Genomic DNA, 23,602 nt, shown 5'->3' with positions numbered 1-23,602 from the left:
AGCCGTCAGGAGCCGCCCATGCCACGGACCGCGGGCACCGTCGCCCGGCGTTCGACCCGTCGCCTCGTCGCGGCCTGCCTCGCGGCCGGGGCGCTCGCGCTGACCGCGGCGGGTGCCGCGCCGGCCGTGGCCGACGACCCGCCCGCGCCGTTCACGTTCGTCGTCGTGCCCGACACCCAGGGCTACACCAAGTCGGTGACGAACCACCCGATCATGGGCCAGCAGATGCAGTGGATCCTCGACACCCGGGCCCAGCTGGGCACGGCGTTCGTGTCGAGCCTGGGCGACATCGTCGAGTTCGAGTCCAACACCACCAACTGGCAGCGTGCGTCGGACTACTGGGGGATGCTCGATACCGCGGGAGTGCCCACCAGCGTCGTGCCGGGCAACCACGACATGGACATGAGCAACGGCGCCCTGATCCGCTACGGGCAGTACTTCCCCGTGAGCCGGTACGCGGGCGCGGCGTGGACGCCGCCCACCGCCTCGTACGGGGGCTACCTCGGCCAGAACCAGTTCGGGCCCGACGCGATCGACCGGCAGAACGCGGACAGCTACTCGCTGTTCTCGGCGGGCGGCATGGACTTCCTGGTGCTCAGCCTGGAGTACGCGCCCCCGGACGCGGCGGTCGACTGGGCGCGCCGGGTGCTGGCCGCCTACCCCGACCGCCGCGCGATCCTGGTGACCCACAGCTTCCTCGACCTCACGGGTCAGCGCTCGGCGCAGGTGATCCGGGCCGACGGCGGCAACAGCGGCCAGGAGCTGTGGGACAACCTCGTGTCCACCAGCTGCTCGATCTTCCTCGTGGTGAGCGGGCACTTCCACGCGGGTGACCTGGGCGAGGCGCGGCGCACCGACGACAACGCGTGCGGCACGCCCGTGCACCAGGTGGTCAGCGATTACCAGGAGCGGGCCAACGGGGGCAACGGCTGGCTGCGCTACTACACGTTCGACCCGGCGGCGGACGAGATCAGGGCGTTCACCTACTCGCCGTCGCTCGGTGCCTCCGAGACCGATGCCGACAGCCAGTTCGTGCTCCCGTACGACATGACCGGGACCGGGCCGATGGGCCCGCCCACACTGGCGAAGGACCAGTTCGGCCGGACGACGACCTCGGGGTGGGGCTCGTCCGAGATCGGCGGCCCGTGGACCCACGCCGGCGCGGCCTCGCGCTACACCGTGACCGACGGAACGGGCCGGCAGGCGACGCCGCCGGGCTCGACCCTCACGTCCACGCTCGGCACGCTGGGGTCGACCGCGACGGACCTGCACGCCACGGTGGCGCTCGACCGTGTCCCCGACGTGACCGCCTACCTCACGTTCACCGGCCGACTGGTCGGCTCGCAGGACTACTCCGCCCGGATCAAGGTCGCCCCGACCGGTGCGCTGCAGCTGCAGCTGTTCCGCGCGGGCGTGGCGCTGTCCGGCGCGGTCAGCCCGGGCTTCGCGCTGAGCGGTGGCATGCGGGTGCACGTACGCGTGCAGGCCGAGGGGACCGCGCCGACCGCCCTGCGGGCGCGGGTGTGGCGCGACGGCACCGTCGAGCCGACGACGTGGCAGGCGGTCGCGACCGATGCGACCGGCGGGCTCCAGGCGCCGGGCGGCATCCGCCTCTCCACGTACGCGAGCGGGACCACCACCGGTGGGGCGCTCGTGTCCTCGTTCGACGACGTCCTGGTCACGCAGGTCGGCACGACGCCGCCCCCCGTGAACCAGCCGCCCCAGGCCTCCTTCGTCGCGACGCCCAGCGGGCTGTCGGTCGCGGTCGACTCGGCGGCCTCGAGCGACCCCGACGGGACGATCGTGTCCCGGGCGTGGACCTTCGGGGACGGTGCCACCGCGGGCACCACCGCGGCCACCCACACGTATGCGTCCGCGGGCGACTACACCGTGGGCCTCACGGTCACCGACGACGACGGCGCGACCGCCAGCACCACCCGGCAGGTCACGGTCGCGGAGCCCAGCTCCGCGCTCGCGGCCGACGCGTTCGGGCGCACGGTGGCGAGCGGGTGGGGGACCGCGGACGTCGGCGGCGCCTGGACGGTGAACTCCGCCGCGCGCTTCTCCGTGGGCTCCGGCGTCGGCCGCATCCAGGTGCCGTCGGGATCCACGCTGACCGGCGCACTCCCGGGTGTCGCGTCCACCGCGACCGACCTGCACACCACCGTCACCTATGCGGCCCAGCCGGACGTCACGGCGTACCTGTACGTGACGGGCCGGCTGGTCGGGTCGACGGACTACTCCGCGCGTCTGAAGCTGCTCGCGTCGGGCTCGACCCAGCTGAGCCTGCTGAGCGGCTCGACCGTGCTGACCACGACGACGCTGCCCGCCGGGACGTTCGGGCCCGGTCTCACCCTGCACGTCCGGCTCCAGGTGCAGGGCACCTCGCCGACCGCGCTGCGTGTGCGCGTCTGGCGCGACGGGACCACCGAGCCCGCGGGCTGGACCAGCACGGCCTCGGACTCCCTCGCCGCACTGCAGGCACCGGGAGCGGTCCGGGTGTCGGCCTACCTGAGCTCGGGCGCGACCACGGGCCCGCTGGCGCTCGCCTACGACGACGTGAAGGCCGTCGGGCTGGGCTGAGTCAGAGCGGGCGGCCGGCCTTGAACTCGGCCACGAGGGAGGACACGACGGCGTCGAGCTCGCCGGCGTTCCGGCGCGCCACGGCCCGCTGGCGCTGGTAGGAGGCGCCGCGCCGCAGGATCACGCGCACCTGCTCGAGCTCGGCCGCGCAGCCGAGCCGCTCGGCGACGGGCGCGAGGACGGTCAGCCAGTGCGCGACCGAGTCGGTGACGAGCTCCTCGTCGCCGGCGGCGTTGGTGATGATGATGGCGTCCATGCCGTAGCGGGCCGAGCGCCACTTGTTCTCCTGCGTGAACCACGCCGGCAGGGTGGGCAGCGCCTGGCCCTGGTCGAGCAGCGTGGAGAAGTGCTCGACGAAGCAGTGCGTCAGCGCCGAGATGGCCGTGAGCTCGAGCATGTTGGCCGCGCCGTCGGCGATCCGCATCTCCAGCGTGCCGAACCGCGGAGCCGGCCGGATGTCCCAGCGCACCTCGTTGAACTGGTCGATCACGCCCGTGTGCATCATGTCGCCGACGTACTGCTCGAGCTGCCCCCACTCCTCGAAGCCGAACGGGAGCCCGGCGGTGGGCAGCTGCTGGAAGAGCAGCGCACGGTTGGAGGCGTAGCCGGTGTCCTTGCCGGCCCAGAACGGGGACGACGCCGACAGCGACTGGATGTGCGCGAACACGGTGAGCATGGCGCGGGACAGCGGCAGCACCTTGGCGCGGTCCTCGATGCCGACGTGCACGTGCACCCCGTAGATGAGCATCTGGCGGCCCCACCACTGGGTCCGGTCGATCAGCGTCGCGTAGCGCTGCTTGTCGCTGACCTTCTGGGTGGCCCAGTTGGCGAAGGGGTGGGTGCCGCCGCCCATGAGCTCGATGCGCAGCGGAGCGGCCGCCGCGGCGACCTCGTCGAGCGCGCGCTGCAGGTCGTCGGCGGCCTCGCGCACCGTCACGCACTTGCCGGAGGAGACCTCGATGGTGTTGCGCAGCAGCTCCTGCGTGATGTGCGGGTGCTCGGTGCCGTCGTCGGGCCGGACCGCCTCGAGCACCGTCTGGGCCGCCTGCCGCAGGTCGCCGGAGTCGGCGTCGACGAGCGCGACCTCCCACTCGATGCCGACGGTCGAGCGCTCGGACTGGGCGAACGGGATCTGCACGGGCGTGGCCATCACACCTCCTCCACGACGAGTATCTGCTGGTGGCCGGCGACGCGCGTCAGCACGACGGTCGCCGCGGCGTCGCCCCGCAGGTCGAGCTGCTTGCGCAGCTGCTCGGGGACCACGGCCGTGCCGCGCTTCTTGATGGTCAGGCGCCCCACGCCGCGCTCGCGCAGGTAGGCGCGCAGGCGCTTGAGGCCGAACGGCATCGTGTCCAGCACGCGGTAGGCGGTCGCGGCGGGGTCATCGTGCAGGGCGTCCGAGGTCACGTACGCGATGGTGGCGTCGACGAGCCGGCCCTCGACCCGGGCCGCGACGTCGCCCACCAGGCCCGCGCGGATGACGGCGCCGTCGGGCTCGTACAGGTAGTCCCCGACGGGCCCGACCGCCACCTGCGCGGGGCCGTCGGGTCCCGGCGCCACGACGTGCGCCTGCCCGCCCGAGAGCAGCAGCGCCGAGCGGCCGGGGCCCTCCGGCGCGAGCGGGCCGAACCAGAGGCCCACCTCGACGACGTCGCCGTCCACCGAGACCCACTGCGCCTGCGCGTCGTCCGGCAGGGCCGTGTGCGGGATGCCGGGACCGAGCTTGAGACCCAGAGCGGGCACCGCCGAGCGCAGCGCCAGCACCTGGTCCAGGGGCGGCGCGTAGGCGGCGGGGTCGAACACCCGCGCGCCGCGTGAGGTGCGGCGGGCCGGGTCCGCGTAGAGACCGTCGACGCCGGCCAGGTCGAGCGTCAGCCCATCCCCGTGCCGGACCACCGCCTCGGGGAAGTGGCGCAGGTTGACGGTGGCGATGGCGGCGGTCATCTCGTCGACGTCGGACGCCGTGACGCGCAGGCCGACCCCGGCGAACGCCATCGCGTCGGCGCCGATGCCGCACGTCAGGTCGGCGACGTGGGTGAGCCCGGCGTCGCGGTACCGGCGGGCGTGGTGCGCGCCCACCTCCAGGCGCGTCGCCTGCTCGAGTCCCGCCTGCGTGAACAGCATGCCGTCGGCGAAGTCACCGAGCTTGGCGTGCGCCTTGGCCCGCAGCCGGGACTGCGTGAGCGCCGCCGCGACCAGCACCGGGTCGATCCCCTCGGTGCGCAGCCGCTCCGAGATGACCATCGCCAGCTTCTCGTCGTACGGCGGCAGCGCCGACAGCAGCGCCCAGCCGTCGGGCGCGAGCAGGGCGGTCAGGCCGGCGGGATCCACGCGCTGATCCTTCCACGGGGACGCCTCGCACGAGCGCGTTCGCGCAGGGCGCTGGCACTCGGGTTGACCGAGTGCTAACCCCTTCCTAGAGTGAGGGCGCTGGCACTCTCCACGTGAGGGTGCCAACGCGCCTCAGGTCCCGGCACCCGCGACGACGTGGCCCGATGCGCACCCACATCGCTGAACTACTCACACGCGAAGGGGAGGTCCGCTGTGTCGGTCTCCATCAAGCCCCTCGAGGACCGGATCGTCGTCAAGACGCTCGAGGCAGAGACGACGACCGCTTCCGGTCTCGTCATCCCGGACAGCGCCAAGGAGAAGCCCCAGGAGGGCGAGGTCCTGGCAGTCGGCCCCGGCCGCATCGACGACAACGGCAACCGGGTCCCGCTCGACGTCGCCGTCGGCGACAAGGTCATCTACTCCAAGTACGGCGGCACCGAGGTCAAGTACGCCGGCGAGGAGCTGCTGATCCTCTCGGCCCGCGACATCCTCGCGGTCGTCGTCAAGTGATCTGACGGGTACCCGCTCGGGTACCGGCCCACGGCCCCCTCGGAGCCCGTCCTCGCGACGCGGCATCGAGGGGGCCGTCGGCGTCTATGCGTCCCGGCAGCCGGTCGTGAGCTGCGTCGCGTCGATCGACGTGCAGACCTGGTAATCGAAGTCTTCTCCGCGGAACCGGTCCGCCGTGTTGTCCGACATCACCTCGATGCCGTCGACGCCCGGGCTCGCGCGGTAGTAGGTCAGGATGGGGTCGCCCTCGACCGTCGGCCGGATCACGACGAGCTCCTGCTCGGCAACGCGGGCGAGCAGCTGACCATCCGGCACGACTCGTTCGACCGCGTGAGCTTCATGCCCGGCGTGCTGCTCGGCGTGCGCCGGGTGTCCTCGCGCCCCGGGCTCACCGTCGGCCTCGAGCACCTGCTCGACCTCGGCTGATGGCGCAGTCCGTCCGGACCCGGCGCACCGCGGTAGCGGGCGCGGCCACGCTGACCGGCCTGCTGGCGCTGTACGTGTGGCTGGTGGCGGCACGGGCGATCGCCCTCATCGGCACCGGCAAGGCCATCGGCATCGCGCTGGGCGTCGCGTTCCTCGTCCTTCCGCTCGTGGTGATCTGGCTCATCGTGCGGGAGTGGATGCTCGCCATCGACGTGCAGCGCATGGCCGACGAGCTCGCCGCCGCCGGCGAGCTTCCGGTCGACGACCTGCCACGCTCGCCCGGAGGCCGGATCGACCGGGCGGTCGCCCGCGAGGCGTTCGACGCGGTGCGCGACGTGACCGAGTCCGCGCCGGACGACTGGCGCTCCTGGTACCACCTGGCTTTCGCCTACGACGCGGCGGGGGACCGGCGCCGGGCCCGGGAGTCGCTGCGGACGGCTCGTCGGCTCTACCGCGGCGGCGCTCCCGAGCGGTAGGCCGACCCCGGGCGGCAGCACGAACGCTTGACTTTGGGTGAATTCGCGGTGAACCTGAGGTTTCATCCAGGTGACACGAGTCACCAGGACGGATCCCCTCAACGGTGAGGAACCGGATCCGCACGCAGGGGAGACGGCGATGACCGCTCACGCACCAACCACGCTCCACCGCCCGCGCGTGCTCGCGATGATCCTCGTGGGCGCTCTGCTCGCGTTCCTCGCGCAGGCGCTGGTCCTCCCGGCCACCCGCGCGGGCGCCGTGGACGTGGGGTCGGGCAGCTACGCGCAGGGCACGCCCGTGGGCGGGGCCGTACCGACGGAGTGCAACAACGCCCCGGTCACCAACCCGCGCGCGCACGTCACGGCGAACTTCCCCGCGGGGGCGATCCCCACCAACGACTGGTGGACGTCGCTGCTGTGGCGCAAGTTCAGCTGCGCGTCGGTGTCTGAGAACCTCATGGCGCACCCGCTCGCGTACCACGCGTTCACCAACGGCCTCGGCGTGAGCTACCCCACGACGGCCAGCATCTCGGGCACGGCGACGGGCGTGGGCGAGTACCACTACGGGTACGCCGAGGACTTCCGGCTGGGGATCGCGGGCCTGGACGCGGACGGCAAGGTGGACGCGTACTCCGACTGGACCGTGAGCGAGCTCTGGACCAACGGCACGAGCAGCCTGCGCACCACGTTCGGCCACGGGCTGCCGTTCGTGTACGCCACCAAGACCGGCGGCAACGCCACGCTCACCGGCGCCGCGGCGCCCACCGTCTGGACCAACGCGAACGGTGCCGTGGGCTACACGATCAACGGCCACGACTACGCGGCGTTCGGACCGACCGGCTCCACCTGGACCGTCTCGGGGAGCACGATCACCTCGAGCCTGAACGGCGGCACGTTCTTCTCCGTCGCCGTCCTGCCCACCAAGCCCGGGAGCACCAACGCCGACCGGGTCGCGGCCCTCGACGCGTTCGCGCCGTACGCGCACAACCACGTGACCGGGACGAAGGTGTCCTGGTCGTACGACGAGGCGACGTCGAAGGTGACGGCCACGTACGCGTTCACGACCGTCGCGCGGCAGGGCTCGGGCACGGGCACCGTCTACGCGCTGTACCCCCACCAGCGCGACCACCTGGCCGGCGCCACCGCGAGCGGGTACTCGTACGTGTCACCGCGAGGGCCCATGCGGGTGGTCGTCGGCAGCTCGCAGTTCCAGACGGTCACGACCTTCCACGGAGTGCTTCCGCAGCTGGCCAACACGGGCTTCCCCGCGGGCTCCGCCGACGCGAGCCAGCTTGCCGGATACGTCGAGCAGGTCGCGTCCGGCGACCCGTTCGCCGGGTTCGGCGACGACACGTACTGGACGGGGAAGGCCTTCGGGCGGATCGCGCAGGTCGCCCAGCTGGCCAACCTCACCGGCAGCACCTCCGCGCGCGACCGGCTCGTGAGCGCCATGCGGACGCGCCTGACCGACTGGATGACGGCCTCACCGGGGGAGACGACGCGCTCGTTCTGGTACAACCAGCCGTGGGGCACCCTCATCGGCTACCCCGCGTCGTACGGCTCGGACACCGACCTCAACGACCACCACTTCCACTACGGCTACTACGTGGTGGGTGCGGCCACGGTGGCGGAGTTCGACCCGGCGTGGGCCGCCGACTCCGCGTACGGGGGCATGGTCAACACCGTGATCAAGGACGCGGCGAACTGGGACCGCACCGACACCCGGTTCCCGTTCCTGCGGGACTTCGACATCTACGCGGGCCACGACTGGGCCGCAGGACACGGGGCGTTCGGGGCCGGCAACAACCAGGAGTCGTCGTCGGAGGGCATGAACTTCGCCAGCGGGCTGATCCAGTGGGGCCAGGCGACGAACAACAAGACGGTCCGTGACCTCGGCATCTACCTCTACACGACGCAGGCGTCGGCCATCGAGAACTACTGGTTCGACACCGACGACGAGGCGTTCCCGGCAGCGTTCGGCCACTCGACGGTCGGGATGGTGTGGGGCGACGGCGGGGCGTACTCGACCTGGTTCAGCGCCGAGCCCGAGATGATCCAGGGCATCAACCTGCTGCCCAGCACCGCCGGGCACCTGTACCTCGGCTACGACCCGGCCTACATCCGGCGCAACCTGGCCGAGCTCGAGCGCAACAACGGCGGGCCCGCGACGGTGTGGAAGGACATCATCTGGGAGTACCAGGCGCTCGCCGACGCCGCGACGGCGCTCTCCCAGTTCCGGGCGCAGGCGAGCTCGTACGCCGTGGAGGAGGGCGAGTCGAGGGCGCACACCTTCTACTGGCTCAAGAGCCTGTCCGGGCTGGGCACCGTCGACCGCTCGGTGACGGCGAACACGCCGCTGCACGCGGTCTTCGTCAAGGACGGGGTCCGCACGTACCAGGCCGCCAACATGAGCGGCACGGCGACCACCGTGACGTTCTCCACCGGCGTGAGGCTCACCGTGCCGGCCCGTTCCGTGGCGAGCTCCAACGCGTCCGCTCCCGCGGACACGACCGCCCCGTCCGTGCCGACCAACCTCGCGGCGTCAGGCACGACCTCCAGCGCGACGAACCTGACGTGGTCGGCCTCGACGGACGGCTCGGGAGGGACGGGGGTCTCAGGGTACGAGGTGCTGAGGAACGGCACGGTGCTCGCCACGACGACCGGGACCAGCTACACGGCGTCCGGGCTGAGCGCGTCGACCACCTACTCCTTCACGGTCCGAGCGCTGGACGGCGCGGGCAACCGGTCCGCCAGCAGCGCGGCGGTGTCCGTCACGACGTCGGGCGCCGGTGGCGACACGACGGCGCCGTCGGCGCCGTACGGGCTTGGGGCCTCGGGGACGACCTCGTCCGCGACGACGCTCACGTGGTCCGCATCGACCGACAACGTCGGGGTCGCGGGCTACGAGGTCCTGCGCAACGGCGCGGTGGTCGGCTCCACGTCCGCCCGCACGTACACCGCGTCCGGCCTGGCGGCCTCGACGGCGTACACCTTCACGGTGCGGGCCTACGACGCCGCGGGCAACAGGTCGGCCGCCAGCCCGGCGGTGTCCGTGACCACTTCGGCGGCGTCGACGGGCATCGACGCGACCTCGCGCATCCAGGCCGAGTCCTACAGCGGCATGGCGGGCGTGGCGACCGAGCCGACCTCCGACGTCGACGGCGGCCAGGACGTCGCCTGGATCGCCAACGGCGACCACGTCCGGTTCGACGGCGTCAGCTTCGGCAGCACACCGCGCACGACCTTCAGCGCGCGCGTCGCGTCCGGCGCGGCGGGAGGTGTCAGCGGCCTGGTGAACGTCCGCCTGGACAGCCTCACGGGCCCGTCCATCGGCAGCTTCGCCATCGCGAGCACCGGTGGCTGGCAGGTGTGGCGGACCGTCCCGGCGAACATCACCGGCACCACGGGGACGCACACCGTGTACCTGACGTTCGACTCGGGCCAGCCCGCCGACTTCGTCAACGTCAACTGGTTCACGTTCTCGTAGGTCTCGGACCTGACGTCGCCGTCCGGGACCGGCGATGTCAGGTCGAGTCCCGCGCGACCACGTGCATGACGTCGCTCGGCCGCACGGGTGGGTCCGCCGACTCGTCGAGCGCCGCGATGACGGCCGCCGCGAGATAGCTCGCCTGCGCGTCGACGGCCTGCCACACGGTCGTCAGCGCGGGCGCGGCGAGCCGAGCGGCCGGGATGTCGTCGACGCCGATCACGGCGACGTCCTGCGGCGTGGCCAGCTCCTCGGCGCGCAGGCCGGACAGCACGGCGAGCGCGACCTCGTCGTTGTAGGCCGCCACGGCCGTCACGGGTGCGGGGCCCGCCCGCCAGTCGCGCACCGCCGCGGCGGCCGACCCGGTGTCGAGGTCGACCGCCCGGACGACCGGTGGGGCGAGGCCCAGCCGCTCGCACTCCTGCGTCGCCCCGGCGAGCCGGCGCGACGCGAACGGAGCCAGCCGGTCGTCGCTCGGGGCCGCGTAGGCGATCGACCGATGACCGCGCGCCGCCAGGTGCTCCACCTGCAGGCGGCCGATCTCGACCTGGGGGACGGAGAAGGTCCGGGGCTGGGGGTCGTCGTCCAGCGTGCTGCCCACCACCTGGATCCCGGCCTGCTGCATGGCGAGCAGGTCCTGCTCCGCGAAGGGCGCGAGGCCGAGCACGACGCACGGCGTGACCGCCCGCCAGAGCTCGGCGAGGGGGCGGGGGCCGCGGTCCTGGTGGACCAGGACCGACAGACCGCGGTCGGCGAGCTCGGTGGTGAGGTGGTCGAGCAGGGTGTCGATGACCGGGCCGATGGTCCAGTCGGGGACCACGCAGAGCACCAGGTCGCTGCGCCCCGACCGCAGCGTGCGGGCCGCCGCCGACGGCGTGTAGCCGAGCCGTGCGGCCACCTCCTGCACGCGCTGCCGCGTGCGTTCCGGGATGGCCACGTCCCGCTTGCCGTTGAGCACGTAGCTGACGGTCGTGCGGGAGACGCCGCTCTCGCGCGCCACGTCCGCACTGGTCAACCGCGGCACGGTCCCTCCCTCGCCACCATCGGCACGCTCGGGCTCACCCTAGTCGCCGGGGAGCGGGGAGCGGCGCTAGATCGCGGCCCACCAGCGGTGCTCGGAGACCACGCGGTGGCTGCCGTCGGGCTGCGTCCCGGACGCGAGCTCGCGCGACGTGTCGTCGGGGCCCAGACCCGCGCCGCGCAGGAACTGCGCGCGGGCGTCGTCGCCGTCGAGCACCCACGTGTGCACCTGGTCGGCACCCTGCTCGCGCAGCAGGTCCACCGCCGCGGCGAGCAGGCGCGACCCGTGGCCGCCGCGCTGGGCCGCCGGCAGCACCTCGAGCGCGAGGATCACGCCGCCCGGCGCCGCCGTATCGTCGGGGCCCGCGACCGGGGCGATGGCCGCGAACCCCACGACCGTGGCCCCGTCGCACGCCACGAGCACGCGGTGGCCCGGCGGGGCGGCGGTGATCGCGGTGGCCCACTGCGCTGCCACGGCGCGCTCGTCGAGCAGGTCGAGCGTGTCGGCACCCAGCACCTGCGCGTGCTCGTCGCGCCAGGCCGCGAGCTGCACGCGGGCGATGGTGTCCTCGTCGCCCGCTACCGCGGGGCGGACCGAGACGTCGGCGTGGTCGGTGAAGAGGGGCACTAGGCGACGGTAGCGGGAACCGGGGCGGGCACGGGGACTGTGCCGGGGTTCGGCTTCGGCGGGTGCTTGGTCGAGATCTTGTCGATCCAGGCCAGAGCGACCGCCGAGACGATGAACGCGAGGTGGATCACGGTCTGCCAGAGCAGCGCCCCGCCGCCGTTCGGCTGCTGCACGGTCTCCTCGGCCTTGATGAAGCTGCGCAGCAGGTGGATCGAGGAGATCCCGATGATCGACATCGCGAGCTTGGTCTTGAGCACGTTGGCGTTGACGTGCGAGAGCCACTCGGGCTGGTCCGGGTGGTTGTCGAGCCGGATACGGGACACGAACGTCTCGTAGCCGCCCACGATGACCATGATGAGCAGGTTCGCGATCATCACGACGTCGACGAGCCCGAGGACCGCGATGACGATGTCGCCCTCGGTCATCCCGTGCCCGCTGAACACGCCCTCGGCGAGGTGCCACAGCTCCTTCATGAACTGCCACACGTAGACCGCCTGAGCGACGATCAGCCCGAGGTAGAGGGGCACCTGGAGCCAGCGGGACAGGAAGATCAGCGAGCCGATGGTGGAGCCGCGGGTGGGTGCGGGCGAGGTGCTCGTCATGGAGGTCCTTCGTGGCGGGGGCCGCGGGGCGCGGCCGCGACGTCGTCGGGCGTCCGGGCACGGTCAGGCAGGCGTGCGGGACGTGCCCGGCACTGCGCCCAACGCGCGGCCTGGGCGAATGGTGCCCGTCAGCTCATGCCCAGCGCGCGCAGGCCTGCCGCGGTCGCCGCCGCAAGGACCACGACCAGGATGAACGGCGCGCGCAGCATGAGCGCGACGGCGGCGACCCCGAGCGCGGGCAGCCGCGCGTCGGCCACCAGCTCGCGGCCGATCGTCGCGGCCTGGACGGCGACGAGTGCCGACAGCAGCGCGACCGTGACCAGCGCCGCCGTCTGTGCGACGCGCGGCTTCGCGAGCCAGTGCTCGGGCACCAGGTGTCCGAGGAGCTTGAGGCCGAAGACGAGGGCCGAGGCCGCGACGACCGCGAGCCACGTGGCGGTGGGGCTCATGTGCGCGCCTCCACCGGCCGCACGGGGGCGACCGCACCGACGACGATCGCGACCGCCGCCGCGAGCAGCACGGGCACGCCGGCGGGCGTGAACGGGGTGAGCGCGAGCGCCACGGCCACCGCGCCACCGGCGACGAGCCTGCTCAGGTGCGCGCCGGGCCCCGACAGGCGCGGCCACACGAGCGCGAGGAAGGCGGCCGCCGCGGCGGCGTCGAGCCCGTACCGGCGCGGGTCGCCGAGCGCGTCGCCGAGCACCGCACCGAGCAGCGTGAACAGGTTCCACATGACGAAGACCCCGATGCCGGTCCACCAGAAGCCGAGCCGGCCCGCGGCCGGGTCCGCCTGCGCGGTCGCGACGGCCGTCGACTCGTCGATCGTGAGCTGTGCCGCGAGCGGCCGTCGCCAGCCGTTGGCCGCCAGCAACGGCGTGACCTGCGGACCGTAGAGCCCGTTGCGGGCGCCCAGCAGGCCGGCCGTCGCGATCGCGGCCCCCGCGGTGCCGCCCGAGCCGATGACCCCGATGAACGCGAACTGGGATCCGCCGGAGAACATCAGCAGGCTCAGCGCCATCGTCTGTGCGGTGCTGAGCCCGGCGACCACGGACAGAGCCCCGAACGAGATGCCGTACAGCCCCGTGGCGACCGCCACGGACACCGACTGGCGCAGCGCGGCGCGGCGCGCGTCGTCGGTCATGCGCGCCACCCTACGACGCGCCGCTCACAGGGCGACGTACACCGGGTCGAGGTACTCGTCGAGGCCGGCCTCGCCGCCCTCGCGGCCCAGTCCCGAGGCCTTGACCCCGCCGAAGGGCGCGCTCGCGTCCGACACCATGCCGCGGTTGACGCCCAGCATGCCGGTCTCCACCCGCTCCGCCAGGCGCATCACGCGGCCGACGTCGCGCGTGTACGCGTAGGCGACCAGCCCGAACGGGGTGCCGTTCGCCATCGTCACCGCCTCGTCCTCGTCCGCGAAGGTCGTCACGGGTGCGACGGGCCCGAAGATCTCCTCGCTCACCAGCCGGGTGCCGGGGTCCACGCGGTCCACCACGGTGGGCGAGTAGAAGTAGCCGGGCCGACGAGGCCGGTCGCCGCCCACCAGGACGCGCGCCCCGGCGTCGACCGCCTCGTCCACGACCTGCTCCACGCGGTCGACGGCCGAGGGCTCGATGAGCGGCCCCACGGTGACACCGGGCTCCGCGCCATGGCCCACGACGAGGTCGCGGAACGCCTCGGTGAGGCCGGCGGTGAAGTCGGCCACCACGGACTCGTGCACCAGGAAGCGGTTGGCCGCCACGCACGTCTGGCCGGAGTTGCGCATCTTCGCCGCCACGGCGCCCTGAACGGCGGCCTCGACGTCCGCGTCCTCGAACACGAGGAACGGCGCGTTGCCGCCCAGCTCCATGGACGTGCGCAGGATCTGGTCGGCAGACGCCTTCAGCAGGGCGGCACCCACCTCGGTCGAGCCCGTGAACGAGAGCTTGCGCAGGCGCGGGTCGGCGAGCAACGGCCCGGAGATCGACCGCGCCGACGACGAGGGGACCACGTTGAGCACCCCGGTGGGCAGCCCGCGCGCGGCCAGCTGCTCGCGGAACAGCTCGGCCACGAACGACGTCGTCAGGGGCGTCAGCTGCGCGGGCTTGACGACGGCGGTGCACCCGGCGGCGAGGGCGGGGGCGATCTTGCGGGCCATCATCGCCAGGGGGAAGTTCCACGGTGCGATGAGCAGGGCCGGGCCCACGGGCCGACGGAGCACCAGCTGGTGGCTGCCGCCCGCCGGTGCGCGACGCGCGAGCCCGTCGAAGCGGACCGCCTGCTCGGAGAACCACCGCACGTAGTCGGCGCCGTAGGCGACCTCGGCGCGCGACTCGGCGAGCGGCTTGCCGCCCTCGGCGGTGATCACGGCGGCGATGTCCTCGCCGTGCGCCGTGATGGCCTCGAAGACGGCCCGCAGCAGCTCGGCGCGCTCGCGGGGGGCCACGGTGCGCCACTCGTCGAACGCCTCCTCGGCGGCCGTGAGCGCGTCGAGCGCGTCCGGCTCGGCGCCGTCGGCGACGTCGAACAGCACGTCGGTGGTGGCGGGGTCGCGCACCTCGAAGGTCCCGCCCGAGGCGGCCGGGCGCCACTCGCCCCCGATCAGCAGGCCGGTGGGGACGTGGGCGGCGACGGTGGGCGGGAGCGCGACGGTCATGCCCCCATCCTGATCCCCGCCCTGCGACCCCGCTCTCCGACCGGCGACCGGCCTGCGACCGACCGGCCTGCGACCGACCGGCCCGCGACTGGCCGGGTGCCGGGCGCGGGTCCGCGATCACGTCGTCGGTCCGTCCTACGATGGCGCCCATGGTTGCCACGCCCTACGAGGACCTGCTGCGCCTCGTGCTCGAGACCGGGACGCCCAAGTCCGACCGCACCGGGACCGGGACGCGCAGCGTCTTCGGGCACCAGATGCGGTTCGACCTGTCGGCCGGGTTCCCCTTGGTCACCACGAAGCGCGTGCACCTGAAGTCGATCGCGTACGAGCTGCTGTGGTTCCTGCGCGGGGACTCGAACGTGGGCTGGCTGCACGAGCACGGCGTCTCGATCTGGGACGAGTGGGCCGACGCGAGCGGCGAGCTCGGCCCGGTGTACGGCGTGCAGTGGCGGTCGTGGCCCACGCCGGACGGCGGGCACATCGACCAGATCAGTGAGCTCATGGCGAACCTGCGCCGGGACCCGGACTCGCGCCGGCACATCGTCTCGGCGTGGAACGTCGCGGACATCCCGTCGATGGCACTGGCGCCGTGCCACGCCTTCTTCCAGTTCTACGTGGCCGACGGCAGGCTCTCGTGCCAGCTGTACCAGCGCTCGGCGGACCTGTTCCTCGGGGTGCCGTTCAACATCGCGTCCTACGCGCTGCTCACCCACATGGTGGCCCAGCAGCTGGACCTCGAGGTCGGCGACTTCGTGTGGACCGGCGGCGACTGCCACATCTACGACAACCACGTGGAGCAGGTGCGCGAGCAGCTCAGCCGTGCGGCCTTCGCGCCGCCGACGCTGAGCCTGCGCAAGGCGCCGTCGATCTTCGAGTACACCTTCGAGGACATCGAGGTGCTCGGCTACCAGCACCACCCCGCCATCAAGGCGCCGGTGGCGGTGTGAGCCTGGCGCTCGTCTGGGCGCAGTCGCCGGACGGCGTGATCGGGGTGGGCAACGCCCTGCCGTGGCGCGTCCCGGAGGACTCGGCACACTTCCGTGCGCTGACCAGCGGTCATCCCGTGATCATGGGCCGGGCCACGTGGGAGTCCCTGCCCGACAGGTTCCGCCCGCTGCCGGGGCGGGACAACATCGTGCTCACCCGGACCCCCGGGTACGAGGCGCCGGGAGCGCAGGTGGTCGGCTCGCTGGCCGACGCGCTCGTGGTCGTGGGCCTGCGGGAGGCCTGGGTCATCGGCGGGGGAGCGGTGTACGGCCAGGCGCTCGAGCTCGCCGACCGGGTCGAGGTGACCGTGGTGGGCCTCGACGTCGCCGGCGACACGTGGGCGCCGCGGCTCGACGACGACTGGGAGCTCGCGTCGCGCGAGCCCGCCGAGGGGTGGTCGCGCTCGTCGGTCGACGACGTGCCGTACCGGTTCGAGTCCTGGCGCAGGGTCGTGCGCCACGAGGCCGACGCCGGGCTCTGACGGCCCGGGCGGGGTGTCCGCGGCTCGTCGCGGATCCCCGCGGCGACCTGCGCGGCGGTACCGTGTGCGCATGCCCGCAGTCACGTCGTCCTCCCGCCCGTTCGGGGCCGTCCTCACCGCGATGGTCACGCCGATGACGGCAGACGGGGCGGTCGACCTCGAGGCGACGGTGTCGCTCGCGCGCCACCTCGTCGCCAACGGGCACGACGGCCTGGTGCTCAACGGCACCACCGGCGAGGCGCCCACGACGCACGCGCCCGAGAAGGCCGAGATCGTCGCCGCCGTCGTCGAGGCCGTCGGCGACCGGGCTTTCGTGGTCGCGGGCGCCGGGTCCAACGACACCGCGCACGCGGTCCGGATGGCGGAGCAGGCCGCCGAGGCCGGCGCGCACGGGCTGCTCGTCGTGAGCCCGTACTACTCCCGGCCCTCGCAGCCCGGCGTCGTCGCGCACGTCACCGCCGTGGCCGACGCGACCGACCTGCCCGTCATGCTCTACGACGTCCCTGGCCGAGCCGGCGTCCGGATGGCTCCGGCCACGATCGACGCCCTGGCCGCGCACGACCGCGTGATCGCCATGAAGGACGCCACCGGCGACGTCTTCGCGGCGTCCGGCGGTGCGCAGCGCACGGGGCTCGCCTGGTACTGCGGCGACGACGGGCTGCTGCTGCCGTTCCTGGCGCACGGCGGTGCGGGCATCGTCGGCGTCGCGTCCCACGTGGTCGGCAACCAGTTCGCGGCCCTCGTGCGCGCATGGGACGCCGGCGACCACGCCGAGGCCCTGCGCCTGTTCCGCTCCGTGACGCCCGCCATCGAGGCCATCAACGGCGCCGGGTTCCAGGCGGTCTTCGCCAAGGCGGCCCTCGAGGTGCTCGGCCTGCTGCCCGGCCGCACCGTCCGACTTCCCTACGTGCCGGCGCCCGACGAGGCCGTCGACGACATCCGCGCAGGTCTGCGCGCCGCAGGGCTGCTCGACGCAGCTCTCGCCTGACACCCAGGAGATCCATGAGTCACCCCCATCCCGAGCTCAACCCGCCGCCGCCGCTCGCCGACGGTGCCCTGCGCATCGTCGCTCTCGGCGGTCTCGGTGAGGTCGGGCGCAACATGGCCGTGCTCGAGTACGACGGGCGCCTGCTCGTCATCGACTGCGGCGTGCTGTTCCCCGAGGACCACCAGCCCGGCGTCGACCTGATCCTGCCGGACTTCGAGTACATCAAGGACCGCCTGGCGGACATCGACGCGATCGTGCTCACGCACGGCCACGAGGACCACATCGGTGCGGTCCCGTACCTGCTGCGCCTGCGCCGCGACATCCCGCTGGTCGGCTCCCAGCTCACGCTGGCGTTCGTCGAGGCCAAGCTCAAGGAGCACCGCATCCAGCCGCTGACCCTCGTGGTCAAGGAGGGGCAGGTCGAGCAGCTCGGCGCCTTCGAGTGCGAGTTCGTGGCGGTCAACCACTCCATCCCGGACGCGCTCGCGGTCGCCGTGCGCACGGGCGCCGGCACGGTGCTGCACACCGGCGACTTCAAGATGGACCAGCTCCCGTTGGACGGCCGCATCACCGACCTGCGCGCCTTCGCCCGCCTCGGCGAGCAGGGCGTCGACCTGTTCATGGTCGACTCGACCAACGCCGAGGTGCCCGGGTTCGTGGCGCAGGAGCGGGGGATCGGTCCGGTGCTCGACACGGTCTTCGCCGACTCGACCAAGCGCATCATCGTGGCCTCGTTCGCCTCGCACGTGCACCGTGTGCAGCAGGTGCTCGACGCGGCGCACGCGCACGGTCGGCGGGTCGCGCTGGTGGGACGCTCGATGGTGCGCAACATGGCCATCGCGTCGGAGCTGGGCTATCTCAAGGTGCCGGACGGTGTGCTGGTCGACATCAAGAAGATCGACGACCTGCCCGACGACGAGATCGTGCTCATGTGCACGGGCTCGCAGGGCGAGCCGATGGCCGCGCTGTCGCGGATGGCCAACAACGACCACCGCGTCTCGGTGGGCTTCGGCGACACGGTGATCCTGGCCTCCTCGCTCATCCCGGGCAACGAGAACGCCGTGTTCCGGATCATCAACGGCCTCACGCGGCTCGGCGCGCGCGTCGTGCACTCGGGCAACGCCAAGGTGCACGTGTCCGGCCACGCCTCGGCCGGCGAGCTCCTGTACTGCTACAACATCCTCAAGCCGCGCAACGTCATGCCCGTGCACGGGGAGGTGCGCCACCTCGTGGCCAACGCCGCGCTCGCCGTGCAGACCGGCGTGCCGGCGGATCGCGTGGTGCTCGCCGAGGACGGGGTCGTCGTCGACCTCGTCGACGGCCGGGCGTCCGTGGTCGGTGCCGTGCCGTGCGGGTACGTGTACGTCGACGGCTCGAGCGTCGGTGAGATCACCGAGGTCGAGCTCAAGGACCGCCGGATCCTGGGCGACGAGGGCTTCATCTCGATCTTCGCGGTGGTGAGCTCGGCCGACGGCAAGGTGCTCGCGGGACCGCAGATCCACGCACGCGGCTTCGCCGAGCAGGACGCGGTGTTCGAGGACATCCTCCCCGACCTGACCCGGGCGCTCGAGGAGGCCTCGGCCACCGGTGCGACCGACGTGCACCAGCTCCAGCAGGTGATGCGGCGCGTGGTCGGCCGGTGGGTGTCGAACCGGCTGCGTCGCCGCCCGATGATCATCCCGGTGGTCGTGGAGGCGTAGCCCCCAGCCGACGGCGAGCGCCGGTGCGGCGTCCTACGGGGCGTGCGGCACCGGCGCTCCGTCGTCCGCGGCCACGGCGTCGACCGTGCCGGGGCGGTCGAGCTGCGGCTCGCGCGGCTCGGGGATCGCGTCCCGGTCCGCCGCGCGTCCCCCGCGCGAGGCCGCCGCGGAGCCGAGCAGGATCATGGCGGTCGCCGCGGCGATGGCCCACGTGAGCGGCTCGTCCAGGACGATGGCGCCCAGCGTCACGGCGACGACGGGGTTGAGGTAGGCGACGAGCGTCGACCGTGCCGCTCCCACCTCGATGATGAGCCGGAAGAACAGGACGAACGCCAGTGCGGTGCAGACCGCACCGAGCGCGGCGAGCGCGAGGACCGCGTCCACGGGCGGCCAGGGCTGGGAGCCCTCCGCGACGAGGAACGGCGTGTACACGAGCGCGGTGACGGCCAGGCACGTCGCGGTCAGCGGGATGGCGGGGACGTCGCGCAGGAACCGGTCCGCGATGATCGGGGCGGTCGCGTACCCGAGGGCCGCGAGCAGCACCTGGGTGACCGCCCACGCGTCGCCGGCCGCGGCGCCCGGACCGAGCAGCAGGGCGACCCCGCCGAGCCCGACGAGAAGGCCCACCCACCGGACGGCCGCGACGGGACGGCGGTCGCCGACGAACCGCCCGATGACCACCGCCGCGATCGGGACCGTGGCCACCAGCAGGCCCGTCGTCGAGCTCGTGAGGGTCTGCTCGGCGTTCGACAGCAGGATCCATGGACCCACGATCTCGAGCGCGGCGAAGCCCAGCACGGCCGGCCAGTGGCCCCGCAGCACGCGCAGACCGCCCGACCGCAGCGCGAACGGCAGCAGCAGGAGCGCGCCGAGCGCGGTGCGGACGAAGACGACCGTCACGGGGCTGACGTCGGTGACCGCGACCTTGATGAGCAGGTACGGCACGCCCCACACGACGCCCACCGCGAGCAGCAGGATCCATCCACGATGACTCATCGGGCCACCCCGCAGCATTCGACGAACACGGTTCCCGACGCTAGTCCAGGCCACCGACACGACGGCCTCCGCCGCCGCCGCGGCACCATCTCTGGCAGGAACTCGTCCCACGACGGCAGGATCCCCACCGCCCGCGCGCGGGAGTCTGCGCTACGCGGCGGTGCGGAAGGTGTCGCGATGGCGGCTCGGTGAGGTGCCGTAGCGTGCGGCGAAGTGCTGGCGCAGGGCAGCGGCCGTGGCGTACCCGCACGCGTGCGCGATGGACTCGACCGGGTCGGCCGTCGTCTCCAGCAGCACCCTGGCGTGCGCCAGCCTGCGCTCGAGCAGCCACCGGGTGGGGCTGGTCCCCGTGCGTGAGCGGAACTGGCGCGTGAACGTGCGTCGGGACATCGCGGCGCGCGCCGCCCACCGGTCGAGGTCCACCTGCTCGCCCAGGTGACCGGCCGCCCACGCCATCGCCTGCTCGAAGGGGTCGGGACCGGGTGCGGCGACGACGGGGGTCGGGATGAACTGGGCCTGCGAGCCGTCGCGGTGGGGCGCGAGCACCAGCGAGCGCGCCACCGCGGCCGCGACGTTCTCCCCGTGGTCGGCGCGCAGGACGTGCAGGCAGCAGTCCAGCGCTGCGGCGACGCCGGCGGACGTGACGAGGTCGCCGTCGTCGCACCACAGGACGTCCGACCGGACCCGGACGGCCGGGTACCGCGCCGCGAGCTCGTCGGCCGCGTGCCAGTGGGTCGCGACCTCTCGGCCGTCGGCGATGCCGGACGCCGCGACGAGGAAGGAACCGAGGCACAGGCCCACGACGCGCGCGCCACGACGGTGCGCGGAGCTGATCGCGGCGAGCAGGGCCGCGGACGGCGCGACGTCGGTGTCTGCGCTCGGCAGGATCACGGTGTCGGCGGTCTCGAGCGCCTCCAGGCCGTGCTCGACGAGGACCTCGAAGCCGCCGGTCGTCGTGAGCTGGCCCGGCCGCTCCGCGCAGACCGTCACGCGGTAGGGGAGGGCGGGCGCGCTGCGGCGCTGCGGCCCGAAGACCGCGGACGGGATGGCGAGGTGGAACGCGCTGATGCCGTCGAAGGCGACGACGGCAACCTGGTGCGCAGCGGCCGGGGGCATGGCCCGATCCTATCGATGAGTGGCTTCCAGGCCAGTGGTGCGGGCGGGGCGGGGAGCGGCACGGTGGTGACATGACCAGCAACCAGCCGATCACGGCCACCCTCGTCGGCGGGCCGACGCTCGCGCTCAGCTACGGCGGGCTCGCGTTCCTGACCGACCCCACCTTCGACGAGCCCGGCGAGTACGCCGGCGGGATCACCCTGCGCAAGCTCGTGGGTCCGTCGGTCTCGGCCGACGAGCTCGGCCCGATCGACGTCGTCCTTCTGTCCCATGACCAGCACGCCGACAACCTCGACACGTCCGGCCGTGCGCTGCTCGCCGACGTCCCCCTGGTGCTCTCCACGCAGGAGGCCGCCGCGCGGGTCCCCGGCGTCCGCGGCCTGGCGCCGTGGGAGCGGACGGAGCTCGCGGACGAGGTCGTCGTGACCGCCGTCCCGGCCCGGCACGGTCCGCAGGGTGCGGAGCCGCTGAGCGGATCCGTCACGGGCTTCGTGCTGGAGGGACCGGGCCTGCCCACCGTCTACGTGGCGGGAGACAACGCCTCGCTCGACGTGGTCGACGCCGTGGCCAGGCGGTTCCCGACGATCGGGATCGCCGTGCTCTTCGTCGGCGGTGCCAACGTCGGCCGGTTCGGGGACGAGCCCGTCACGCTCGACGCCGCGCGCGCGAGCGCCGCCGCCGACCTGCTGGCGGGGGCGACGATCGTCCCCGTCCACCACACGGACTGGGCGCACTTCGTCGAGCCCCTGTCGGCGGTCGTCGAGCGGTTCGCGGCCGGGGGCCGCAGCGAGCGGCTCACGGTGCTCGAGCGCGGAGTGCCTACCGCGCTGCAGCCGCGTTGACGGGTGCGTACGCGCCGGGCAGTGCCCGCGGTCAACTGCCGGGTCCCCCGTGCCGATGGAGGGGCATGACCTGGCGCATCGTCGGCACGTGCGCGATCGCGCTCGCGGTCGTCCTCGGGGTCGCGGCCTGCGGACTGAGCGCTCACGAGCGGGAGCGCGCGGACCGGGCTCGCATCCAGCACGCGATCGACCGGGGTGCGACGTGGATCGCCACCCTCAGGCCCCCGCCGGCCTTCACGCCCGTCGCATGCACGAGGCCCACCTCGGACGGCGACCGCTGCTGGCGGGTCGAGGCGAGCCCGGAGGCCGCCCTGCTGGCCCTCGCCCCGGCCCTCGCGCAGGGAGGGTTCGGCACGCTGGAGCCCGACTGCGGTGGCAGCCCGCCCGACGCTCGGGGAGAGGCCATGGCGTGCAGCGCCTGGCCCGGGGTGCTGCGCATGAGGGCCATCCGCGACGTGGACCCCTCGGCCGCCCGGATGGACGACGGCGTTCTCGGCACCTCGACCGTCCAGCTCGCGACGGTGCACCTCGGCGACTGAGCTCATGCCGGCCTGACGCCGCGGAACTCCGCGAGCCGCTCGTGCTGCTCCTCGACCGCCGCGCGCGTCGCGCGGTCCCACGGGACCCACTCGTCGAGCTCGAGCGCGAGGCGATCGCCCGTGGCACGCGGCCGCCACGTACCCACCAGCTCGCCCCCGGCGAGCACGGCGCCCGGTCGGCCGAGCGTCGGCCACAGCCCCTTGTGCCGGCTGACGTCCGGGACCAGCACGTCCCGGTCCCGGCCCTGCAGGAACAGGTCGTAGGGGCCGAGGAGCCGGACGACGCCACGCCCGGCCGGTGGGGCAGCCGCCCGGAGCGCGGCGAGATCCGGTTCGAGGAACCACCGGGGAGCTCCCTCCACGTCCACCGGCACCGCGTCGTCGGGCCACCGCGCCGTGACCTCGCGCACCGGCGCGTCGAGGAACGTCGCGACCTGCTTGTGGTCGAGGGGCCCGAGCAGGTGGAGAGTCCCGCGCACGAGGTCGAACGCGCCGTCGTCGGACGACGGCTCGAGGTCGCCCACGTGGTCCGCCGGCCACCCCGGGATGGGGCGGAGCACCGGGGGAGACGTCGACGGCTCGAGCTCGAGGCCCGCGTGCAGCGCGGCGAGGCGGAAGGTGAGCTCGTACATGTGGGTCGCACCGCACGGCTCGCACCACCGCACGTACGGCTCGGGCATCTCCGCGGTCATGCGCGTGGACAGCGCGCCCTTCGAGACGGGATCGCGGACCACGCGGTGCATGGTGCGAGCCGTCTCGGCGAGCGCCCGCGTGACCGGGATGCCCTCCGCCTTGAGCGGCCGGGCCGCGTTGACGACCCGCCGCGCGGCGTCGGCGTCGGAGTACGGCCGGACCGCCCGCTCGACGGTCGGCAGGTCCCGGCGCCGGTAGGCGTGCGGCGCCCCGCGCAGCGTCCAGGCGAGCGCGAGCTCGTCGGGCCAGGCGTGGGCGCGCACCGGGACGCCGCGCACCGCGAGGGCCCACAGCGCGCCGTCCGGGCCGGTGTCCTGCACGCCCAGGTCGAGGATGGCGGCGTCGTCGACCGCGCGGTCGGCTCGCGGTGCGCGGTCGAGCTCCTGCGCGTGCACGCGGTAGGCCAGCACCCGGGAGCGGTCGACCGGGAGGCCGTGGGACGTCGTCGCCATGCTCGCAACCGTGCCACGAAGGTCCGACGCTCGGCATGCGTGAGCCGATGGGAGGGAGGAGAGGCGGATCGGGAGGCGACACGCGCCGGGGCACGCGGGTCTGGTGGGCG

At 73.4% G+C, this 23,602-nt stretch carries 22 protein-coding genes and 1 pseudogene; 11 read left to right on the top strand and 12 right to left on the bottom strand.

Translation table 11 applies throughout. The features are described 5' to 3' along the window. Positions 1-18: 18 nt before the first annotated feature. Positions 19-2,583, top strand: a complete 2,565-nt coding sequence (locus tag QRT05_RS12235; RefSeq protein WP_289447552.1) for a PKD domain-containing protein — start codon at positions 19-21, stop codon at positions 2,581-2,583. A gap of 1 nt (position 2,584) precedes the next feature. Here QRT05_RS12235 and QRT05_RS12230 read toward each other — a convergent pair whose 3' ends face one another. After that, positions 2,585-3,733 carry a glutamate--cysteine ligase gene (locus tag QRT05_RS12230; RefSeq protein ID WP_289447551.1) on the bottom strand — a complete coding sequence of 383 codons (1,149 nt, stop codon included), beginning with the start codon at positions 3,731-3,733 and terminating at the stop codon, positions 2,585-2,587. Beyond that, positions 3,733-4,914 carry a class I SAM-dependent methyltransferase gene (locus QRT05_RS12225; protein WP_289447550.1) on the bottom strand — a complete coding sequence of 394 codons (1,182 nt, stop codon included), beginning with the start codon at positions 4,912-4,914 and terminating at the stop codon, positions 3,733-3,735. The genes QRT05_RS12230 and QRT05_RS12225 overlap by 1 nt, the downstream gene beginning before the upstream one ends. A 213-nt stretch (positions 4,915-5,127) precedes the next feature. Between QRT05_RS12225 and groES the strand changes: the two genes are divergently transcribed. Then, positions 5,128-5,424 (top strand): co-chaperone GroES, encoded by a 297-nt coding sequence (gene groES / locus QRT05_RS12220; protein WP_191788170.1) that lies wholly within the window; start codon positions 5,128-5,130, stop codon positions 5,422-5,424. An 84-nt stretch (positions 5,425-5,508) separates the two neighbouring features. Here the strand turns inward: groES and QRT05_RS12215 are convergent, their stop codons facing one another. After that, positions 5,509-5,739, bottom strand: a complete 231-nt coding sequence (locus tag QRT05_RS12215) for a hypothetical protein (RefSeq protein WP_289447549.1) — start codon at positions 5,737-5,739, stop codon at positions 5,509-5,511. Between QRT05_RS12215 and QRT05_RS12210 the strand changes: the two are divergent. From QRT05_RS12210 to QRT05_RS12200, 3 genes and pseudogenes are all read left to right on the top strand, one after another. Beyond that, a pseudogene (locus QRT05_RS12210) lies at positions 5,689-5,850 on the top strand (dihydrodipicolinate reductase C-terminal domain-containing protein); the annotation flags it as partial. The gene QRT05_RS12215 and the pseudogene QRT05_RS12210 overlap by 51 nt on opposite strands. Beyond that, positions 5,850-6,326, top strand: a complete 477-nt coding sequence (locus QRT05_RS12205) for a hypothetical protein (protein WP_289447548.1) — start codon at positions 5,850-5,852, stop codon at positions 6,324-6,326. The pseudogene QRT05_RS12210 and the gene QRT05_RS12205, both read left to right, overlap by 1 nt. Before the next feature lie 139 nt (positions 6,327-6,465). Further along, a complete protein-coding gene (locus QRT05_RS12200) occupies positions 6,466-9,813 on the top strand; it encodes a glycosyl hydrolase (protein ID WP_289447547.1) in 3,348 nt (1,115 codons plus the stop codon). A gap of 37 nt (positions 9,814-9,850) precedes the next feature. Here QRT05_RS12200 and QRT05_RS12195 read toward each other — a convergent pair whose 3' ends face one another. The 6 genes from QRT05_RS12195 to QRT05_RS12170 form a co-directional block, all read right to left on the bottom strand. After that, positions 9,851-10,837 carry a LacI family DNA-binding transcriptional regulator gene (locus QRT05_RS12195; RefSeq protein WP_289447546.1) on the bottom strand — a complete coding sequence of 329 codons (987 nt, stop codon included), beginning with the start codon at positions 10,835-10,837 and terminating at the stop codon, positions 9,851-9,853. Positions 10,838-10,903: 66 nt separating this feature from the next. Further along, entirely contained in the window at positions 10,904-11,461 is a 558-nt protein-coding gene (locus QRT05_RS12190; RefSeq protein ID WP_289447545.1) for a GNAT family N-acetyltransferase, read from the bottom strand. Beyond that, positions 11,461-12,063, bottom strand: coding sequence for a TIGR00645 family protein (locus tag QRT05_RS12185; protein WP_289447544.1), 603 nt, complete (start codon positions 12,061-12,063; stop codon positions 11,461-11,463). Before QRT05_RS12185 ends, QRT05_RS12190 begins: the two co-directional genes overlap by 1 nt. Positions 12,064-12,191: 128 nt before the next feature. After that, entirely contained in the window at positions 12,192-12,512 is a 321-nt protein-coding gene (locus QRT05_RS12180; RefSeq protein ID WP_289447543.1) for an AzlD domain-containing protein, read from the bottom strand. Continuing rightward, entirely contained in the window at positions 12,509-13,204 is a 696-nt protein-coding gene (locus QRT05_RS12175; protein WP_289447542.1) for an AzlC family ABC transporter permease, read from the bottom strand. The genes QRT05_RS12180 and QRT05_RS12175 overlap by 4 nt, the downstream gene beginning before the upstream one ends. Positions 13,205-13,228: 24 nt before the next feature. Next, complete coding sequence (locus QRT05_RS12170; RefSeq protein WP_289447541.1) at positions 13,229-14,698, bottom strand: NAD-dependent succinate-semialdehyde dehydrogenase; 1,470 nt, start codon at positions 14,696-14,698, stop codon at positions 13,229-13,231. A gap of 140 nt (positions 14,699-14,838) precedes the next feature. On the opposite strand from QRT05_RS12170, the gene QRT05_RS12165 reads away from it, so the two are divergent. From QRT05_RS12165 to QRT05_RS12150, 4 genes are all read left to right on the top strand, one after another. After that, positions 14,839-15,645 carry a thymidylate synthase gene (locus QRT05_RS12165; protein WP_289447540.1) on the top strand — a complete coding sequence of 269 codons (807 nt, stop codon included), beginning with the start codon at positions 14,839-14,841 and terminating at the stop codon, positions 15,643-15,645. Next, positions 15,642-16,166 carry a dihydrofolate reductase gene (locus QRT05_RS12160; protein WP_289447539.1) on the top strand — a complete coding sequence of 175 codons (525 nt, stop codon included), beginning with the start codon at positions 15,642-15,644 and terminating at the stop codon, positions 16,164-16,166. Before QRT05_RS12165 ends, QRT05_RS12160 begins: the two co-directional genes overlap by 4 nt. Positions 16,167-16,236: 70 nt before the next feature. Continuing rightward, on the top strand, positions 16,237-17,154 hold the full coding sequence (dapA, locus tag QRT05_RS12155) for a 4-hydroxy-tetrahydrodipicolinate synthase (RefSeq protein WP_289447538.1): 918 nt from the start codon (positions 16,237-16,239) through the stop codon (positions 17,152-17,154). A 14-nt stretch (positions 17,155-17,168) separates the two neighbouring features. Next, positions 17,169-18,854 carry a ribonuclease J gene (locus QRT05_RS12150; RefSeq protein WP_289447537.1) on the top strand — a complete coding sequence of 562 codons (1,686 nt, stop codon included), beginning with the start codon at positions 17,169-17,171 and terminating at the stop codon, positions 18,852-18,854. A 33-nt stretch (positions 18,855-18,887) separates the two neighbouring features. Here the strand turns inward: QRT05_RS12150 and QRT05_RS12145 are convergent, their stop codons facing one another. After that, on the bottom strand, positions 18,888-19,850 hold the full coding sequence (locus QRT05_RS12145; protein WP_289447536.1) for a DMT family transporter: 963 nt from the start codon (positions 19,848-19,850) through the stop codon (positions 18,888-18,890). Between the two features lie 150 nt (positions 19,851-20,000). After that, positions 20,001-20,966: a GlxA family transcriptional regulator gene (locus QRT05_RS12140; protein WP_289447535.1), complete on the bottom strand. Its 966-nt coding sequence runs from the start codon at positions 20,964-20,966 to the stop codon at positions 20,001-20,003. Between the two features lie 71 nt (positions 20,967-21,037). On the opposite strand from QRT05_RS12140, the gene QRT05_RS12135 reads away from it, so the two are divergent. Both QRT05_RS12135 and QRT05_RS12130 read left to right on the top strand, forming a co-directional pair. Continuing rightward, a complete protein-coding gene (locus QRT05_RS12135; RefSeq protein WP_289447534.1) occupies positions 21,038-21,808 on the top strand; it encodes an MBL fold metallo-hydrolase in 771 nt (256 codons plus the stop codon). Between the two features lie 65 nt (positions 21,809-21,873). After that, positions 21,874-22,347, top strand: a complete 474-nt coding sequence (locus QRT05_RS12130) for a hypothetical protein (protein ID WP_289447533.1) — start codon at positions 21,874-21,876, stop codon at positions 22,345-22,347. A 2-nt stretch (positions 22,348-22,349) separates the two neighbouring features. Here the strand turns inward: QRT05_RS12130 and QRT05_RS12125 are convergent, their stop codons facing one another. Further along, entirely contained in the window at positions 22,350-23,492 is a 1,143-nt protein-coding gene (locus QRT05_RS12125) for a DNA glycosylase AlkZ-like family protein (RefSeq protein WP_289447532.1), read from the bottom strand. Positions 23,493-23,602: the final 110 nt, after the last annotated feature.

Source organism: Cellulomonas edaphi (assembly GCF_030362815.1).
In the GTDB taxonomy this organism is placed as follows: Bacteria; Actinomycetota; Actinomycetes; order Actinomycetales; family Cellulomonadaceae; genus Cellulomonas; species Cellulomonas edaphi.
The sequence above is the reverse complement of the archived record's forward strand: the minus strand, read 5'-3'. Positions and strand labels throughout refer to the sequence as shown.

Coding starts and splice junctions, on each gene's coding strand:
- QRT05_RS12235 (WP_289447552.1), top strand. CDS start 19: ATGCCACGGACCGCGGGCACCGTCGCCCGGCGTTCGACCCGTCGCCTC.
- QRT05_RS12230 (WP_289447551.1), bottom strand. CDS start 3,733: ATGGCCACGCCCGTGCAGATCCCGTTCGCCCAGTCCGAGCGCTCGACC.
- QRT05_RS12205 (WP_289447548.1), top strand. CDS start 5,850: ATGGCGCAGTCCGTCCGGACCCGGCGCACCGCGGTAGCGGGCGCGGCC.
- QRT05_RS12200 (WP_289447547.1), top strand. CDS start 6,466: ATGACCGCTCACGCACCAACCACGCTCCACCGCCCGCGCGTGCTCGCG.
- QRT05_RS12185 (WP_289447544.1), bottom strand. CDS start 12,063: ATGACGAGCACCTCGCCCGCACCCACCCGCGGCTCCACCATCGGCTCG.
- QRT05_RS12180 (WP_289447543.1), bottom strand. CDS start 12,512: ATGAGCCCCACCGCCACGTGGCTCGCGGTCGTCGCGGCCTCGGCCCTC.
- QRT05_RS12175 (WP_289447542.1), bottom strand. CDS start 13,204: ATGACCGACGACGCGCGCCGCGCCGCGCTGCGCCAGTCGGTGTCCGTG.
- QRT05_RS12170 (WP_289447541.1), bottom strand. CDS start 14,698: ATGACCGTCGCGCTCCCGCCCACCGTCGCCGCCCACGTCCCCACCGGC.
- QRT05_RS12165 (WP_289447540.1), top strand. CDS start 14,839: ATGGCGCCCATGGTTGCCACGCCCTACGAGGACCTGCTGCGCCTCGTG.
- dapA (WP_289447538.1), top strand. CDS start 16,237: ATGCCCGCAGTCACGTCGTCCTCCCGCCCGTTCGGGGCCGTCCTCACC.
- QRT05_RS12150 (WP_289447537.1), top strand. CDS start 17,169: ATGAGTCACCCCCATCCCGAGCTCAACCCGCCGCCGCCGCTCGCCGAC.
- QRT05_RS12145 (WP_289447536.1), bottom strand. CDS start 19,850: ATGAGTCATCGTGGATGGATCCTGCTGCTCGCGGTGGGCGTCGTGTGG.
- QRT05_RS12140 (WP_289447535.1), bottom strand. CDS start 20,966: ATGCCCCCGGCCGCTGCGCACCAGGTTGCCGTCGTCGCCTTCGACGGC.
- QRT05_RS12135 (WP_289447534.1), top strand. CDS start 21,038: ATGACCAGCAACCAGCCGATCACGGCCACCCTCGTCGGCGGGCCGACG.
- QRT05_RS12130 (WP_289447533.1), top strand. CDS start 21,874: ATGACCTGGCGCATCGTCGGCACGTGCGCGATCGCGCTCGCGGTCGTC.
- QRT05_RS12125 (WP_289447532.1), bottom strand. CDS start 23,492: ATGGCGACGACGTCCCACGGCCTCCCGGTCGACCGCTCCCGGGTGCTG.